13 protein-coding genes are annotated in these 15,678 nt (G+C 71.3%); 3 read left to right on the forward strand and 10 right to left on the reverse strand.

What is annotated here, in order from left to right:
* Positions 1-344: 344 nt before the first annotated feature.
* Positions 345-1,676: a 4-aminobutyrate--2-oxoglutarate transaminase gene (gene gabT, locus PV341_RS35870; protein WP_500360004.1), complete on the forward strand. Its 1,332-nt coding sequence runs from the start codon at positions 345-347 to the stop codon at positions 1,674-1,676.
* A gap of 353 nt (positions 1,677-2,029) precedes the next feature.
* Positions 2,030-2,653 carry a phosphatase PAP2 family protein gene (locus PV341_RS35875; RefSeq protein ID WP_500360006.1) on the forward strand — a complete coding sequence of 208 codons (624 nt, stop codon included), beginning with the start codon at positions 2,030-2,032 and terminating at the stop codon, positions 2,651-2,653.
* Here the strand turns inward: PV341_RS35875 and PV341_RS35880 are convergent.
* The 9 genes from PV341_RS35880 to PV341_RS35920 all read right to left on the reverse strand — a co-directional run bounded on the left by PV341_RS35880 (position 2,625) and on the right by PV341_RS35920 (position 12,890).
* Positions 2,625-4,130 (reverse strand): CoA-acylating methylmalonate-semialdehyde dehydrogenase, encoded by a 1,506-nt coding sequence (locus tag PV341_RS35880; RefSeq protein ID WP_500360007.1) that lies wholly within the window; start codon positions 4,128-4,130, stop codon positions 2,625-2,627. The two genes, PV341_RS35875 and PV341_RS35880, sit on opposite strands and share 29 nt — an antisense overlap.
* A gap of 90 nt (positions 4,131-4,220) precedes the next feature.
* Positions 4,221-4,913, reverse strand: a complete 693-nt coding sequence (locus PV341_RS35885) for a nucleotidyl transferase AbiEii/AbiGii toxin family protein (RefSeq protein ID WP_500360008.1) — start codon at positions 4,911-4,913, stop codon at positions 4,221-4,223.
* Between the two features lie 153 nt (positions 4,914-5,066).
* Entirely contained in the window at positions 5,067-5,537 is a 471-nt protein-coding gene (locus PV341_RS35890) for a hypothetical protein (protein ID WP_499514293.1), read from the reverse strand.
* A gap of 140 nt (positions 5,538-5,677) precedes the next feature.
* On the reverse strand, positions 5,678-7,072 hold the full coding sequence (locus tag PV341_RS35895) for an NAD(P)/FAD-dependent oxidoreductase (protein WP_500360009.1): 1,395 nt from the start codon (positions 7,070-7,072) through the stop codon (positions 5,678-5,680).
* Positions 7,073-7,106: 34 nt separating this feature from the next.
* Positions 7,107-7,907 (reverse strand): ABC transporter permease, encoded by an 801-nt coding sequence (locus PV341_RS35900; RefSeq protein WP_500325754.1) that lies wholly within the window; start codon positions 7,905-7,907, stop codon positions 7,107-7,109.
* A complete protein-coding gene (locus tag PV341_RS35905) occupies positions 7,907-8,842 on the reverse strand; it encodes an ABC transporter permease (RefSeq protein WP_500325752.1) in 936 nt (311 codons plus the stop codon). The genes PV341_RS35900 and PV341_RS35905 overlap by 1 nt, the downstream gene beginning before the upstream one ends.
* Entirely contained in the window at positions 8,842-10,023 is a 1,182-nt protein-coding gene (locus tag PV341_RS35910) for an ABC transporter ATP-binding protein (RefSeq protein ID WP_500325750.1), read from the reverse strand. The genes PV341_RS35905 and PV341_RS35910 overlap by 1 nt, the downstream gene beginning before the upstream one ends.
* A gap of 29 nt (positions 10,024-10,052) precedes the next feature.
* Positions 10,053-11,282 carry a polyamine ABC transporter substrate-binding protein gene (locus PV341_RS35915; RefSeq protein ID WP_500325749.1) on the reverse strand — a complete coding sequence of 410 codons (1,230 nt, stop codon included), beginning with the start codon at positions 11,280-11,282 and terminating at the stop codon, positions 10,053-10,055.
* Positions 11,283-11,372: 90 nt separating this feature from the next.
* Entirely contained in the window at positions 11,373-12,890 is a 1,518-nt protein-coding gene (locus tag PV341_RS35920) for a gamma-aminobutyraldehyde dehydrogenase (RefSeq protein WP_500325748.1), read from the reverse strand.
* Between the two features lie 281 nt (positions 12,891-13,171).
* Between PV341_RS35920 and PV341_RS35925 the strand changes: the two genes are divergently transcribed.
* Positions 13,172-14,887, forward strand: a complete 1,716-nt coding sequence (locus tag PV341_RS35925; protein WP_500325746.1) for a PucR family transcriptional regulator — start codon at positions 13,172-13,174, stop codon at positions 14,885-14,887.
* Positions 14,888-14,908: 21 nt separating this feature from the next.
* Here PV341_RS35925 and PV341_RS35930 read toward each other — a convergent pair.
* Positions 14,909-15,678 (reverse strand): DUF4190 domain-containing protein (locus tag PV341_RS35930; protein WP_500360010.1); only part of this gene is annotated, 770 nt, incomplete at its 5' end.

The raw sequence follows: 15,678 nt of genomic DNA on the forward strand, positions 1-15,678 counted from the left end.
CGGCCGGGCACCGGGGACGGGCGGCGGTCCGGCGTGCGCGGGCGGGGCGCCCGGCATCGGCCGGGCACCGGGTACCGGCGGCGTGCCCGGTTGCGGGCCGGGGCCTCCGGGCGGAGACGCCGCGGGCTTCTCGTGCGTACCGTCGCGTTCCATCGCGTGTGCCACCCCTCGCAGGTCCGCACTCAATGTAGTCGAGCGGCCACCGCAGTCTGAAGGATCTTGGCACGCTCATGTCCGTCACGTCGAAGAGGCGTTCCGCAGTGCGCCCTATCGGAGTGTGCGGGGCTCCGCCGTACGGGCTTAGCCTGCGAGGAAAGACCACGGTTCGAAGGAGTACGTCCGCCATGACCGATCTGGCCCAGGAGCGTCGACTCGTCACCCCGATCCCCGGCCCCAAGTCGCAGGAGCTGCTGGCGCGCAAGACGGCGGCGGTCGCGAGCGGTGTCGGCGTGACCTTGCCCGTCTTCGTCACCCGCGCCGGCGGCGGCGTCCTGGAGGACGTGGACGGCAACTCCCTGATCGACTTCGGCTCCGGCATCGCGGTGACCTCGGTCGGCAACAGCGCCGAGGCGGTCGTGCGCCGCGCGTCGGCGCAGCTGGCCGACTTCACCCACACCTGTTTCATGGTGACGCCGTACGAGGGCTACGTGGAGGTCGCCGAGGCACTCAACGAGCTGACCCCGGGCGACCACGAGAAGCGCACCGCGCTGTTCAACTCCGGTGCCGAGGCCGTCGAGAACGCGGTGAAGATCGCCCGCGCGTACACCAAGCGCCAGGCCGTCGTCGTCTTCGACCACGGCTACCACGGCCGCACCAACCTGACGATGGCGCTGACGTCGAAGAACATGCCGTACAAGCACTCGTTCGGCCCGTTCGCGCCCGAGGTCTACCGCATGCCGCTGGCCTACCCCTACCGCTGGCTGACCGGCGCGGAGAACTGCGCGGAGGAGGCCGCGGCCCAGGCGATCGACATGATCACCAAGCAGGTCGGGGCCGAGAACGTGGCCGCGATCGTGATCGAGCCGATCCAGGGCGAGGGCGGCTTCATCGAGCCGGCCAAGGGCTTCCTGCCGAAGCTGGTGGAGTTCGCCCGGGCGAACGGCATCGTCTTCGTCGCGGACGAGATCCAGACCGGCTTCTGCCGCACCGGCCAGTGGTTCGCCTGCGAGGACGAGGGCATCGTCCCGGACCTGATCACCACCGCCAAGGGCATCGCCGGCGGTCTGCCGCTGGCCGCGGTGACCGGCCGCGCCGAGATCATGGACGCCGCGCACTCCGGCGGTCTGGGCGGCACCTACGGCGGCAACCCGGTGGCGTGCGCCGGTGCGCTCGGCGCCATCGAGACGATGAAGGAGCAGGACCTCAACGCCAAGGCCCGCCGCATCGGCGAGATCATGCTCGGCCGGCTGCGCGGCATGCAGGAGAAGTTCGAGGTCATCGGTGAGGTCCGCGGCCGAGGCGCCATGATCGCGATCGAGCTGGTGGAGCCGGGCGGCAAGAACCCCAACGCCGCGGCGACCGCCGCCGTGGCCAAGGCCTGCCACGCCGAGGGCCTGGTGGTCCTGACCTGTGGCACCTACGGGAATGTGCTGCGCTTCCTGCCGCCGCTGGTCATCGGGGAGGACCTGCTGAACGAGGGCCTGGACATCATCGAGGGCGCTCTCGCCCGGCTGTGACCAGGTGCTTCGCCTGCGACCGAGCGTGTACGACACACAGCGTGAAGAAGGTGTGCGGGCCTGATGGCGGGAGGGTGCAACCCCTGCCGGTCGACCCCCCCGGTGACGTACGGTTTCCGCAGATGGATGCAACACCCCGTCTGCGGAAGTCCGCGGGCGACACTTTGCCGGTGACCCCCCATCATCGGCACAGCAGTGCCCTCGCGCACAGCGCCGAAGCCGAAGGCTCCGGCAATCCTCGCCGATCGGTCGGCCGCTTGCCCCAAACCCCCCGGGGCGGGCGGTACGGCGATCGTTCTGGCCGCCCCGGAACTCTCCCCCCTGTTCCGGGGCGGCCAACTTCTCTGGTGGCCGTGGTGTGCACGGCGCTCTTCGGACTGCTGACCTGGCAGGAAGCACTACGAGGGCGCCTGGTGGCCGTGGACGGGCCGGTGCGTGCCACCCTTGCGGGTTCCTCCCCCCACCCCGCGGACCGCTCGGCCGTGGCACGGTTCCTGGCCGACCTGGGCAACTGGCAGGTCGCCGTGCCCGTACTGCTGCTTGCGATGGTCTGCACCACCTGGTGCGCCCACCGGTACCGACGGCCCCGCCCCTGGCTGCCGCCGCTGGCGTACGCGCTGGTGATGGTCGTGGCGCCGCTGCTGGTCGCCCTGGTGAAGCCGCTGGTCGGCCGCGCCGACCCCGGTTCGCCGGCCCTCTCCCCGGGCTATCCCGGGTTCTACCCCTCCGGCCACACGGCCACGGCGGCCGCCGCGTACGGCGGCGCCGTGCTCCTGCTGCTGCCGTGGCTGGTACGCACAGCGGCACGGCGGCTGCTGGTCGCGGCCGCCGTGCTGCTCAACGGTGCGGTGGGCGTCGCCCTGGTCCGCTGCGGCTACCACTGGCCGCTCGACGTGGTGGGGAGCTGGCTGCTGTGCGGCGCCCTGCTCGCGGGCGCCGCCCTGGCGGTCAGTTGTTGGTCGGGAAACCGAGGTTGATGCCGCCGTGGCTCGGGTCGAGCCACCGCTGGGTGACGGCCTTGCCGCGGGTGAAGAAGTGGACGCCGTCCGGGCCGTACGCGTGCGTGTCGCCGAACAGCGAGGCCTTCCAGCCGCCGAAGGAGTAGTACGCCACCGGCACCGGGATCGGCACGTTGATGCCGACCATGCCGACCTCGACGTCGTGCTGGAAGCGCCGGGCGGCGCCGCCGTCGTTGGTGAAGATGGCCGTGCCGTTGCCGTACGGGTTGGTGTTGATCAGCTCCAGGCCCTCGTCGTACGAGCCCACGCGGACCACGGACAGGACCGGGCCGAAGATCTCGTCGTTGTAGACGGACATGCCGGGCTTGACGTCGTCGAAGAGGGTCGGGCCGAGCCAGAAACCGTCCGCGGTGTCCTCGCCGGTGACGGCGTGCTTACGGCCGTCCACGGCAAGGGTCGCGCCGTCGGCGAGGCCCGCGTCGAGGTAGGACGTCACCTTGTCGCGGTGGGCGCCGGTGACCAGCGGGCCCATCTCGGAGGCGGCGTTGCAGCCGGGGCCGACCGTGAGCCCGGCCATCCGCTCCTTGATCTTCTCGACCAGCGTGTCGCCGATCGGGTCGACCGCGACCAGGACGGACACGGCCATGCAGCGCTCGCCGGCCGCGCCGAACCCGGCGTTGACGGCGGCGTCGGCCGCGAGGTCCAGGTCCGCGTCCGGCAGCACCAGCATGTGGTTCTTGGCGCCGCCCAGGGCCTGGACGCGCTTGCCGTAGCGGGTGCCGGTCTCGTAGACGTACCGGGCGATCGGGGTGGAGCCGACGAAGGACACGGACTTGACGTCCGGGTGCTCCAGGAGGCGGTCGACGGCGACCTTGTCGCCGTGCACGACGTTGAAGACGCCGTCCGGCAGCCCGGCCTGCTTCCACAGCCCGGCCAGGAAGTTCGCGGCGGACGGGTCCTTCTCGGAGGGCTTGACGACGACGGTGTTGCCCGCGGCGATGGCGATGGGGAAGAACCACATCGGCACCATGGCCGGGAAGTTGAAGGGCGAGATGATCGCGACCGGCCCGAGCGGCTGGCGGATCGAGTAGACGTCGATGCCGGTCGAGGCCTGCTCGGTGAAGCCGCCCTTGATGAGCTGCGGGATGCCGCAGGCGTACTCGACGACCTCCAGGCCGCGGGCGATCTCGCCGAGCGCGTCGGAGTGCACCTTACCGTGCTCGGAGACGATGATCGCCGCCAGCTCGTCGCGCTGGGCGTTGAGGAGCTCGCGGAAGGCGAAGAGCACCGAGGTGCGCTTGGCCACCGAGGCGTTCCGCCACTCCTTGAACGCGGCGGCGGCCGCACCGACGGCCTGGTCGACCTCGGAGATCGACGCGAAGTCCACCCGACCGGTCACGGCCCCGGTGGCGGGGTCGTACACGTCCCCGTGCCGCTCCGCGGTGCCGGTCCACGTCTGTCCGGCGATCCAGTGCGTGATGTGCTTGTCGGTCACGGCGGACCTTCCTCTCCTCGTCTCCTGCCAGTCTCGCCAGCGGGCAGGGCCCCCTCAAGCACCAAGGTGTCGGCGTCGGAGCCTGGAGCTTTACAGGTCGTACAGCTCGTCGGGGTGCTCCATGCCCTCCATGAGGTCCAGCCGGATGTCCTGCGCCCAGTCGAAGGCCCAGCGCTTGACGGCGGCGACGGCCGTGCCGTCCAGTCCCTGCGCCGCGTACGCCGCGTCGTCGGCCTCGACGAGCTTGTCGAGGCGGTCGGCGAGGAGGCGCGGCTGGAGGTCCTCGTCGAGGTGGACGGCCATCGTCAGCAACTCCCCCGGCGTGAACCAGGCGGTCAGGGCGTGGACGTCGACCAGGTCGCGCACGGTGGCGCGGTCGGCGACGGCGGCCACCTTCAGGGCGGCGCAGTCCTCCAGCGCCACCACCGGCACGGGCCCGGACAGGCCGAGGCCGACACGGACCGGGGGACGGGAGAGCGGCTGCTTGGCGACGTGGACCGTGTGGCCGGCGTCGCCCGGCGAGGTGACCCCGAGGTGGGCGGCCAGCGGTGTGCCGGGCAGCGCGACCACCTCGTAACCGGCCCCGGCGTACGCGGCCGCGAGCGCGGCACCGATGTCGCCGGCCGGTGTGGAGCTGAAGGTCACCAGGTCGAGGTGGCGGGACGGGCGGCGGTCGAAGCCGTGCGCGATCAGCGCGAGACCGCCCGCCACGGCGAGGCCGTGGCGCCCGCAGACGGGCAGCGCGGTCTCGACGAGGTGCGCGAGGCCGGGCGTGAGGTCCATGTCAGCCTGCCGCGGCGGCAGGCGCGGGAGCGGGCGCGCGCCGTGGCGCACCCGGGTATCCGGGGCCGCTCCGGGGCCGGCCGCGTTCCGTGCGGATCATGGCACCAGTGTCGCGCACGGGGGCGTACGGGTGGCGGGCCCCCGGGCGCGCGATCACTCGCCCGGATCACGGCCGCGCCGTCCCGCCAGGTGGGCCGCCGCCTCGTGCATGGCCAGCTCCAGGACGCCGGGGTCCGTGAGGTTGCCGGTGCCGTCCGGCGGCACGAGCCAGCGGACTCCGCCCGTGGCGCGGCCGGGGTAGGGGACCACGATCCAGGTGCCGGGGCCCGCGGTGCGGACCCCGGTGCCAATCCAGCGGGCGGCGGTGCCCGGGGGCACGAAGTAGCCCATGCGGGAGTCGCCGAAGTCGGCCAGGACCGGGCCCGGGCGGTCGACGAGACGGGTGAGGACGTCGAGCGTCGGGTAGCCCAGTTCGCCGGTGAGGATGAGGACGTCCCACAGCCGCCCGGCGGGCAGGAGCGTCACCCCGAGGGGGTGCCGCTCCCATTCCCACCGGGTGGCGTCGGGATCGGGTGCCACGGAAACCAGCCATTCGACCGCGCCCCGCGCGTCTGTGCCCACCATGCCGGTTCCTCCGTTCCGTGTGTGCGCTGTCGTGCTGTCACGCGGAGAGAGGAGGCCGGGCCCGGATCATTACGCGGGTTTCACCACGCCCGATGGGGTGATCCGGTCCACAGGGTGCGCAGGGGGTGCCGCAGGGGCGGTCAGCTGTCGAAGCCGAGGCCGAGCCGGTCCATCGTCTTGAGCCACAGGTTGCGCCGGCCGGCGTTGCGGTCGGCCCGGTCCAGCGACCACTTGGTGAGGCCGATGCCCGCCCATGCCAGGGGCTCGGGCGGGAAGGGCAGCGGCTTGGTGCGGACCATGCGCAGTGCGGTGCGCTCGGTGCGCTCGCCGGAGAGCAGGTCGAGCATGACGTCCCCGCCGAAGCGGGTGGCGCCGACGCCGAGGCCGGTGTAGCCGGCGGCGTAGGCGACCTTCCCGTCGTGGGCGGTGCCGTAGAAGGCGGAGAAGCGCGAGCAGGTGTCGATCGCGCCGCCCCACGCATGGCTGAAGCGCACGCCCTCCAGCTGCGGGAAGCAGCGGAAGAAGTGGCCGGCGAGCTTCAGGTACGTCTGCGGGCGTTCGTCGCGGGCGGTGTCCAGGCGGCCGCCGTACGGGTAGATGGCGTCGTAGCCGCCCCACAGGACGCGGTTGTCGGCGGTGAGCCGGAAGTAGTGGAACTGGTTGGCGCTGTCGCCGAGCCCCTGGCGCTTCTTCCAGCCGATCGCGCCGAGCTGCTGCGGCGTCAGCGGCTCGGTCACCAGCGCGTAGTCGTACACGGGGACGATGTAGGGACGCACCCGGCGCACCAGCGAGGGGAAGACGTTGGTGCCGAGCGCGACGTGCCGGGCGAAGACCCGCCCGTACGGGGTGCGCACGGCCATGCCGGAGCCGTTGCGGGCGAGCTGGGTGGCGCGGGTGTGCTCGTAGACGCGTACGCCCAGCTCCTCGCAGGCCCGCCGCAGGCCCCAGGCGAGCTTCGCCGGGTGCAGCATGGCGACGCCCCTGCGGTCCCACAGCCCGCCGACGAAGGTCGGCGAGTCGACCTCGGCACGGACCTGGTCACGGTCGAGCAGCTCCAGTTCGACGCCGTGCCGGGCGGCCTCCTCGGCGGAGGCCTGGAGGTCGTCGAGCTGGTAGGGCTCGGTGGCGACGTCGATCTCCCCGGAGCGTTCGAAGTCGCAGTCGATGGAGTAGCGGTCCACCGCCTCCTCGATGCCGTCGAGGTTGCGGTTGCCCAGCTCCTCCAGTCGCCCGAACTCCTCGGGCCAGCGGGCGAGTCCGTTGGCCAGGCCGTGGGTGAGGCTGGCGGCGCAGAAGCCCCCGTTGCGGCCGGACGCCGCCCAGCCCACCTCCTTGCCCTCGATCAGGACGACGTCACGCCGCGGGTCGCGCTCCTTGGCGAGCAACGCGGTCCACAGCCCGGTGTAGCCGCCGCCGACCACCAGCAGGTCGCAGTGCTCGTCGCCGACGAGGGCGGAGCCGGCCTGCGGCCTGCCGGGGTCCTCCAGCCAGAACGGTGTCGGCTGCGCGTCGGCGAGCGAACGGGCTGGATCCATGGGGTCTCACACCTTTGCGGATGCGGTCGGCGGATTAACTATGGGCTTTCCTGCGGCGGCTGAGCAGCTGTCCGACGACGACGCACAGCACCGCCACGACGAACATCAGCGTGCCGATGACGTTCACCTGGACGGGCAGGCCCTTCTGGGCCGCGCCCCAGACGAACATCGGGAAGGTCACGGTGGCCGGGCCGGCGTTGAACTGCGTGATGATGAAGTCGTCGATGGAGATCGCGAAGCTGAGCAGCGCTCCCGCCGCGATGCCGGGCGCGGCGATCGGGAAGGTGATCCGCCAGAAGGTCTGCCACGGGGTGGCGTACAGGTCCTGGGCGGCCTGCTCCAGTCGCGGGTCCATGCTCATCACGCGCGCCTTGACCGCCGTCACGACGAAGCTGAGGCAGAACATGATGTGCGCGATGAGGATGGTCCAGAAGCCGAACTGGATGCGCATGTTGAGGAAGAGGGTGCCGAGCGAGGCGCCCATGACGATCTCGGGCATCGCCATCGGCAGCCAGATCAGGCCGGTCACCGGGCCGCGGCCGCGGAAGCGGTAGCGGCCGAGCGCGAAGGCGACCATGGTGCCGAGGATCGTGGCGCCGATGGTGGCGAGTACGGCGATCTCCAGGGACAGCGACACCGAGTCGCACATGTCGCCGACACCGCAGGGGTTGGCCCAGGCGTCGAGCGAGAAGTGGTTCCAGGAGTAGTTGAAGCGGCCCTTGGGCTGGTTGAAGGAGAAGATCAGGACGATCACGTTGGGGATCGTCATGTAGGCGAGTGCGGCCGCGGCGGCGAAGACCACGAGGCGCCGTCGCACCCAGTTCAGCACGGGCATCAGACCAGTTCCTCCGTCCCCGCCTTGCGGATGTAGACGGACACGATCACCAGGATCGCGGCCATGAGCATGAAGGACAGCGCGGCGGCGGTCGGGTAGTCGAGCACCGTGAGGAACTTGGACTGGATGACGTTGCCGATCATCTGCTCGCTGGGGCTGCCCAGCAACTCGGCGTTGATGTAGTCGCCGGAGGCGGGGATGAAGGTGAGCAGCGTGCCGGCCACGACGCCGGGGAGCGAGATCGGGAAGGTCACCTTGCGGAAGGTGGTGAAGGGCCGGGCGTACAGGTCGCCCGCCGCCTCGTGCAGCCGCGGGTCGATGCGCTCCAGCGAGCTGTAGAGCGGCAGGATCATGAAGGGCAGGAAGTTGTACGTCAGACCGCACACCACCGCGAGCGGTGTGGCGAGCACGCGGTCGTCGGCGGTGATGCCCAGGGACGCGGTGACGCTGAGGATGTGCAGCTTGTCCAGCACGGTGACGACGTAGCCGTCGTCCGCGAGGATCGTCTTCCAGGCCAGGGTGCGGATCAGGAAGCTGGTGAAGAACGGCGCAATGACCATGACCAGCAGCACGTTCCGCCAGCGGCCCGCCTTGAAGGCGATGGTGTACGCCAGCGGGTAGCCGATCGCCAGGCACAGCACGGTGGCGATGCCGGCGTAGATCAGCGAGCGCAGGTAGAAGACGTCGTATTCCTTGAACGCGTCCCAGTAGGTCGCGAAGTGCCAGGTGACGCGGTAGCCGGTCTCCAGGGAGCCGGTCTGCACCGAGGTCGAGGCCTGGTAGACCATCGGGGCGGCGAAGAAGACCAGCAGCCACAGGATGCCGGGCAGCAGCAGCCAGTAGGGGACGAGTCTGCGCCGCCGGGCGGCGGCGCCGGCCGGGACCGGCGGGGTCTCCTCCGGCGCCCCGGCGGGGGCGGTGGACAGGGCGGCCATTACGCGTTGACCTCCCCGGCCTCGATGTCCTGCGCGGCGTCGAGACCGAAGGTGTGCGCGGGGCTCCAGTGCAGCACCACCTCGGCGCCGGGGACGAGACGGCCGTCGCGCTCGACGTTCTGCGCGAAGACGGCCAGCTCCGGGCACCAGGGGCTGTTGACGACGTACTGGGTGGAGACGCCGATGAAGCTGGCGTCGACGATCCGCCCGGTGATCTTGTTGCGGCCCTCGGGGACCTCGGCCGCGTCGTCGGCGTGGACGATGGAGATCTTCTCGGGACGCACCCCGGCGAGGAGCTTGTCGCCCGCCTGCACGGAGGGGGCGCACCGTGCGGTGGGCATCGCCAGACGGCCGTCGCCGACGCTGAGCAGCAGGTCGTCGCCGCTGGTACCGGCGACCTCGGCCTCGATGAGGTTGGACTGGCCGAGGAAGTTGGCGACGAAGGTGGTGCTGGGGTTCTCGTACAGGTCGGTGGGCGCGCCGAGCTGCTCGATGCGGCCCGCGTTCATCACGGCGATGGTGTCGGCCATGGTCATGGCCTCTTCCTGGTCGTGCGTGACGTGCACGAAGGTGATGCCGACCTCGGTCTGGATGCGCTTGAGCTCCAGCTGCATCTGGCGGCGCAGCTTCAGGTCCAGGGCGCCCAGCGGCTCGTCGAGGAGCAGCACCTTGGGGTGGTTGATCAGGGCACGGGCGACGGCGACGCGCTGCTGCTGGCCGCCGGAGAGCTGGTGGGGCTTGCGGCGGGCGAGATGACCCAGCTCGACGAGGTCGAGCATGTCCCCGACCTGGCCCTTGACGGACTTGATGCCGCGGCGGCGCAGGCCGAAGGCGACGTTCTCGTAGATGTCGAGGTGCGGGAAGAGCGCGTAGTTCTGGAAGACCGTGTTGACCGGGCGCTTGTACGGCGGCAGGCCGGTGACGTCCTGGTCGCCGATGCGGACGGTGCCGCTGCTGGGGTCCTCCAGACCGGCGATCATGCGCAGCGTGGTGGTCTTGCCGCAGCCGGAGGCGCCCAGGAGGGCGAAGAAGGAGCCCTCGGGGATGGTGAGGTCGAGCGGGTGGACGGCCGTGAAGTCGCCGTAGTCCTTGCCGATGCCGGTGAGGGTCACGGCGCCGCCCGCGGAGGCGGGGTCCTTGCCGCCGGCCGGCTCGGTGAGCGGTGCGGTCTGCTGGGTCATGTCGTCAGATCCCTAACTGCGGTGGCCGGTCAGGCGCCGATGAGCTTGGCGAACTTGTCCTCGAAGGCGGTCTCCTCCTTGGAGGAGAGCGACCGGAAGGGATGGGCCTTCGCCTTCATCTCCGCGTTGGGAATGATCAGCGGGTTGGTGGCCACGTCCTTGTCGATCTTGAGGAGTTCCTCGTAGACGCCCGTGCAGGGCGTGATGTAGTTGACCCATGCCGCGAGCTCGGCGGCGATCGCGGGCTGGTAGTACCAGTCCATGAGCCGCTCGGCGTTCTTGCGGTGCTTGGAACCCGCCGGGACCAGCATGTTGTCGGTGGAGTAGATGTAGCCGGCGGGCGGGATCACGAACTTGATCTCGGGGTTGTCGGCCTGGAGCTGGACCAGGTCGCCGGCCCAGGCGACGCAGGCGGCGATGTTCCCCGAGGCGAGGCCGTCGGTGTACTCGTTGCCGGTGAACTGGCGGATCTGCTTGTTGTCCACGGCCTTCTGGACGCGGGCCACGGCCGCGTCGAAGTCGTCCGCGGTGAAGGACTCCGGCCGCTTGCCCATGTCGAGCAGGGTCATGCCTATGGTGTCGCGCATCTCGCTGAGCATGGCGACGCGGCCCTTGAGGTCGGGGTCGTCCAGCAGCTGGGAGACGCTGCCGACCTTCTTCCCCTTGGTCGCCTTCTCGTTGTAGGCGATGACGGTGGCGATGCCCTGCCAGGGGTAGGAGTGGGCGCGTCCGGGGTCCCAGTCGGGGTTGCGGAAACGTTGCTCCAGATTGGTGAACGCGTTCGGCAGGTAGGTGGGGTCCAGCGGCTGGGCCCAGCCCAGACGGATCATCCGGGCGGCCATCCAGTCGGTGAGGACGACCAGGTCGCGGCCGGTGGACTGGCCCGCGGCGAGCTGCGGTTTGATCTTGGCGAAGAACTCGACGTTGTCGGTGATGTCGTCGCTGTACTTGACCTTGATCCCGGTCTTCTTCTCGAAGGCCTCCAGGGTCGGCATGTGCTTCTCGTCGTCGCTCATGTCGATGTAGAGCTGCCAGTTCGAGAAGACCAGCGACTTGTCCTTGTCGGACAGGTCGTCGCTCTTCACACCGCCCTGGTTGTTGGTGGCGGCCGGGATGCCGCAGGCGGACAGCGCCCCGGCACCCGCGACGCCGAGCCCCGCGCCGAGCACCCGGCGCCGGCTGACGGATGCCCTCCCGTTGGTCAGGCTGCGTTCCCACGCTTTGCGTACGGGCTCGGACAGGCCCTCGAACATCTCCATTGCGGTGCGGCCTCCAGGGGCGGTGGTGCGTGGGACGGACGGGCTAGCGGGCCGGTGGGGGCGGTCCCGGAGGGGCCGGCGGCCGAGGGGTCAGCGGTCGCCGAAGATCGTGCGGTGCCAGTCCTTCCTGGCGACCGCGGTGTTGTCGTACATCACATGCTTGACCTGCGTGTACTCCTCCAGGGAGTACGCCGACATGTCCTTGCCGTACCCGGAGGCCCGGTAGCCCCCGTGCGGCATCTCGCTGATGATCGGGATGTGGTCGTTGACCCAGACGCACCCCGCCTTGATCTCACGGGTGGCACGGCCCGCACGGAAGACGTCACGGGTCCACGCGGACGCGGCCAGACCGTACGGCGTGTCGTTGGCCAGGGCCAGACCTTCATCATCGCCGTCGAACGGCAGCACGACCAGTACCGGCCCGAAGATCTCGGACTGGACGATCTCGCTGTCCTGCGCGGCGCCGGTGACCAGCGTGGGCCGGTAGAAGGCACCCGCCGACGCGGGGGCCTGCCCGCCGGTGACGACCGTGGCGTAGGAGCGGGCGCGCTCCACGAAGCCGGCGACGCGGTCGCGCTGGGCGTGGGAGATCAGCGGGCCGAGGTCGGTCTTGGCGTCGAAGGGATCGCCCACGCGGATGCCGGAGAAGAGGTCGGCGACCCCGGCGACGAAGGCGTCGTAGAGGGGGCGCTGCACGTAGGCGCGGGTCGCTGCGGTGCAGTCCTGGCCGGTGTTGATCAGGGCACCGGCGACCGCGCCGTGGACGGCCGCCTCCAGGTCGGCGTCGTCGAACACGACGAAGGGCGCCTTGCCGCCGAGTTCCAGGTGGAGCCGCTTGACGGTGGCGGTGGCGATCTCCGCGACGCGCTTGCCGACCGCGGTGGAGCCGGTGAAGGAGGTCATGGCGACGTCCGGGTGCCCCACCAGGTGCTCGCCCGCCTCCTTGCCGGCGCCGGTGACGATGTTGACCACGCCCGGCGGGATGCCCGCCTCGGTCGCCGCCTGGGCGAACATCAGCGAGGTCAGCGGGGTCAGCTCGGCCGGCTTGAGCACGATGGTGTTGCCCGCGGCGATCGCCGGGAGGACCTTCCAGGCGGCCATCTGCAGCGGGTAGTTCCACGGAGCGATGGAGCCCACGACGCCGACGGGCTCGCGCCGCACGTAGGAGGTGTGGTCGCCGGAGTACTCCCCCGCCGCCTTGCCCTCCAGGTGGCGGGCGGCGCCCGCGAAGAAGGCGGTGTTGTCGACGGTGCCCGGGACGTCGAACTCGGTGGTCAGCCGGAGCGGCTTGCCGCACTGCAGCGACTCGGCGTACGCGAACTCGGCGGCCTGCGCGGCCAGGACGCCGGCGAAGCGGTGCATGGCGTCGGAGCGCGCACCGGGGGTGGCGCCGGCCCAGCCGGGCAGCGCCTGCGCGGCGGCGTCGACGGCGGCGTCCACGTCGGCGGTGCCGGCCAGTTCACAGGAGTACACGGTCTCGCCGGTGGCCGGGTCGACCACTGGATGCCGCCGGCCCGAGGTGCCGGGGCGCAAGGTTCCGCCGATGTACTGGGCCCCCTCGGCGAAACGCTCCCTCACATCGAACTCGCCGTTCGCGCTGAGGTCCATCGTCTTCTCCTCGCACTCGGCTCGGCGGCGTGGCCAAAGCCTTGATTGGTGGACGATCCTGACAGAGTAGGCTCGCCCCAACAAGTGATTCCGTTGTTGCCTTTTGGTTACGCGACGAATTCTGTGTTCACCTGACGGACCGCACCAGATCGTCACCGTGGACGATGCCGGGCGCCACGTACACCGGGCAACCGACACATCGCATGCCGTGCGTCGGGGGCCTTTACACCTTGGAGCTACGGTGGCACGACGCTCCGCCCCGTTTCGCCCCGGAGGTCACCGTGTTCCCCACCGTCGCCGAGGTCCTGGAACTGGACGTGCTCAGGCGGGGTTCGCCGCAGGTGGTCGCCGGCTCCGGCGGACTGCAGCGCCCGGTGCGCTGGGTGCACATCAGCGAGCTGGCCGACATCGCGGGCATGCTCCACGGGGGCGAGCTGGTCCTCACCACGGGCGTGATGCTGCCCGACGACAAGGAGTCCCTGGCCCGCTACATCGACGGCCTCGCCGACGTCGGCGCGGCGGGTCTCGTCGTCGAACTGGGCCGGCGCTACGCGGACGCCCTCCCCCGCCCCCTGGTCCGGGCCGCGGAACGGCGCGGACTGCCGCTGGTGGCACTCCGTACCGAGGTGCGCTTCGTGGCGGTGACCGAGGCCGTGCACGCCCACGTCGTCGACGCCCAGCTGACCGAGCTGCGGGCGTCGGAGGCGGTGCACCAGATCTTCAACGAGCTGTCCGTCGAGGGCGCGGAGCCCGAGGAGGTCGTGCGCGAGGTGGCCCGGATGGCGGGCGCGCCCGTGGTGCTGGAGAACCTCTCCCACCAGGTGCTCGCCTTCGACCCGGCCGGCCAGGACCCCGAAGCCCTGCTCGACGGCTGGGAGCGGCGCAGCCGCGGCGTCCACCCGGCCGGGCGCACCGGCCACGACCCGCGCACCGGCTGGACGGTCACCGGCGTGGGGGCGCGCGGCCGCGACTGGGGCAGGCTGGTGATCGTCGGCGAGCCCGCGCCCGACGAGGAGCCGGAACCGGGCGAGGAGCCGGAACCGGGCGAACGCCCGCACCGGCACAGCGTGCTGCTGGAGCGGGGGGCGGCCACCCTCGCGCTCAACCGGCTGCTGGAGCGCGACCGGGAGTCCTTGGAACGGCAGACCCACCGCACCCTGCTCTCCGGCATCCTCACCCACGCCCTGACCGTCTCCGACGTGGCGCTGCGCGCCCGCGCCCTGGGCGTGCCGCTGGAGGGCCGGCGGCTGGTCGGCGTCATGCTGCGGCTGCGCGGCGGACCGGCCTCGGCCGCCCTGGAGGCGCAGGCCCGGCTGCGGGACTTCACCGAGACCGCCGCCCAGGCCGTGCGCGAGCGGGGCCTGACCGCGCTCACCGGCACCCTCGACGACGGCGGTGTCGGCGTGCTGGTCTCCCTGGGCCCGTCCGACCACGAGCACACCGCACTGGAGGACTTCGCCGCCGCCCTCACCCGGCTGACCGAGCCCGCCCCCGACGGCGGCCCCGCCTTCGTCATGGCGGCCGGCTCCTCCGTCGGCTCCCTGCGCGACGCCCGCCGCACCCTGCTGGAGGCGGCACAGGTCGCGGACGCCGCGATGCACGGCGGCCGCAATGAAGGGGGCAGGGCGCAGCCGTCCGAGAAGAGGGTGATGGCGGGCGGCGGGCGGGCGTACTACCGGCTGCCGGACGTCCGGCTGCGCGGCCTGCTGCACCTCCTGCGCGACGACGCGCGGCTGCAGACGTACGTCGAGCGCGAACTCGGCCCGCTGCTCTCGTACGACGCCGAGCACGGCACGGACCTCGTCCGGATCCTCACCGTCTACCTGGACGCCGGCCGCAACAAGTCGGCCGCGGCGGACGCCGCGCACCTGTCGCGGCCCTCCTTCTACGACCGGCTGCACCGGGTCGAGCGCGTCCTCGGCATCGACCTGGACCAGGTCGAGTCCTGCCTCTCGCTGCACGTGGCCCTGCTGGCGCTGGACGCGGTACGGCGCTGAGGCGACCCCGCGGCGCCCCCGTTACGGGACGTCCAGGTGCCAGTAGGTGTAGTCGTAGTCGAATCCGGGGGCGACCTCGACCTGGAAGGTGCCGTCCTCGTCGTCCTTGGGCACGAGTACGGTGATCTCCCTCGTCGCGCGCTCCCCCGGCGACAGTTCGTCGGGCAGGCCCACACCGGCGGTCAGGTCGGTCAGGCTCTCGTCCTCGAAGTCGTCCGCGTAGGCCGAGACCTCGCTCTCGCCCAGGTCGGCGGTCGTGTCGCCGGTGTTCTCCAACTCGACGGAGAACGTGACGGCGATGCCGCCGTCGAGCTGGCTCTCCGGGAGGACGATATCCCGGTGGACGTCCGACAGCGTGACGTGGACCCCGTCGTCATAGAGCGCGGTGCCGTCGACGTCCAGCGGCGCCGCCCAGTCGCCGTTCCGGGAGGTGATGAGGTCGTCGCCGGACCCGTCGAACCAGCCGTCGTCGATCCCGCTGAACACCAGGGCGATCATCGCGACCGACAGGCCGATGGAGACGATCCCGAGGATGAGGCCGGTCAACGCCTGCGGCCGGTTGGTCGCCTCGCCGCGCCGGGCGATCCGCAGGCCGACGATGCCGCAAACAACGGTCGCGATGCCGAGCGGGAGGCCGAGGAAGGCCCCGAAGCAGGAGACGGCCAGGACGGCGCCCACGATGCCCATGATCATCGCCGTCAGGCCGGCGCCGTTGCGGGCGACGGGCGGCGCCCATCCGCCGTAGGGGCCCACCGCGTAGCCGGGCTGGGCGGGGTAGCCCGGGTGGGAGG

The organism is Streptomyces sp. PA03-1a (genome assembly GCF_033792805.1).
GTDB lineage: Bacteria > Actinomycetota > Actinomycetes > Streptomycetales > Streptomycetaceae > Actinacidiphila.

Coding starts and splice junctions, on each gene's coding strand:
- PV341_RS35885 (WP_500360008.1), bottom strand. CDS start 4,913: ATGGACCTCACGCCCGGCCTCGCGCACCTCGTCGAGACCGCGCTGCCC.
- gabT (WP_500360004.1), top strand. CDS start 345: ATGACCGATCTGGCCCAGGAGCGTCGACTCGTCACCCCGATCCCCGGC.
- PV341_RS35895 (WP_500360009.1), bottom strand. CDS start 7,072: ATGGATCCAGCCCGTTCGCTCGCCGACGCGCAGCCGACACCGTTCTGG.
- PV341_RS35890 (WP_499514293.1), bottom strand. CDS start 5,537: ATGGTGGGCACAGACGCGCGGGGCGCGGTCGAATGGCTGGTTTCCGTG.
- PV341_RS35915 (WP_500325749.1), bottom strand. CDS start 11,282: ATGGAGATGTTCGAGGGCCTGTCCGAGCCCGTACGCAAAGCGTGGGAA.
- PV341_RS35900 (WP_500325754.1), bottom strand. CDS start 7,907: ATGCCCGTGCTGAACTGGGTGCGACGGCGCCTCGTGGTCTTCGCCGCC.
- PV341_RS35920 (WP_500325748.1), bottom strand. CDS start 12,890: ATGGACCTCAGCGCGAACGGCGAGTTCGATGTGAGGGAGCGTTTCGCC.
- PV341_RS35910 (WP_500325750.1), bottom strand. CDS start 10,023: ATGACCCAGCAGACCGCACCGCTCACCGAGCCGGCCGGCGGCAAGGAC.
- PV341_RS35905 (WP_500325752.1), bottom strand. CDS start 8,842: ATGGCCGCCCTGTCCACCGCCCCCGCCGGGGCGCCGGAGGAGACCCCG.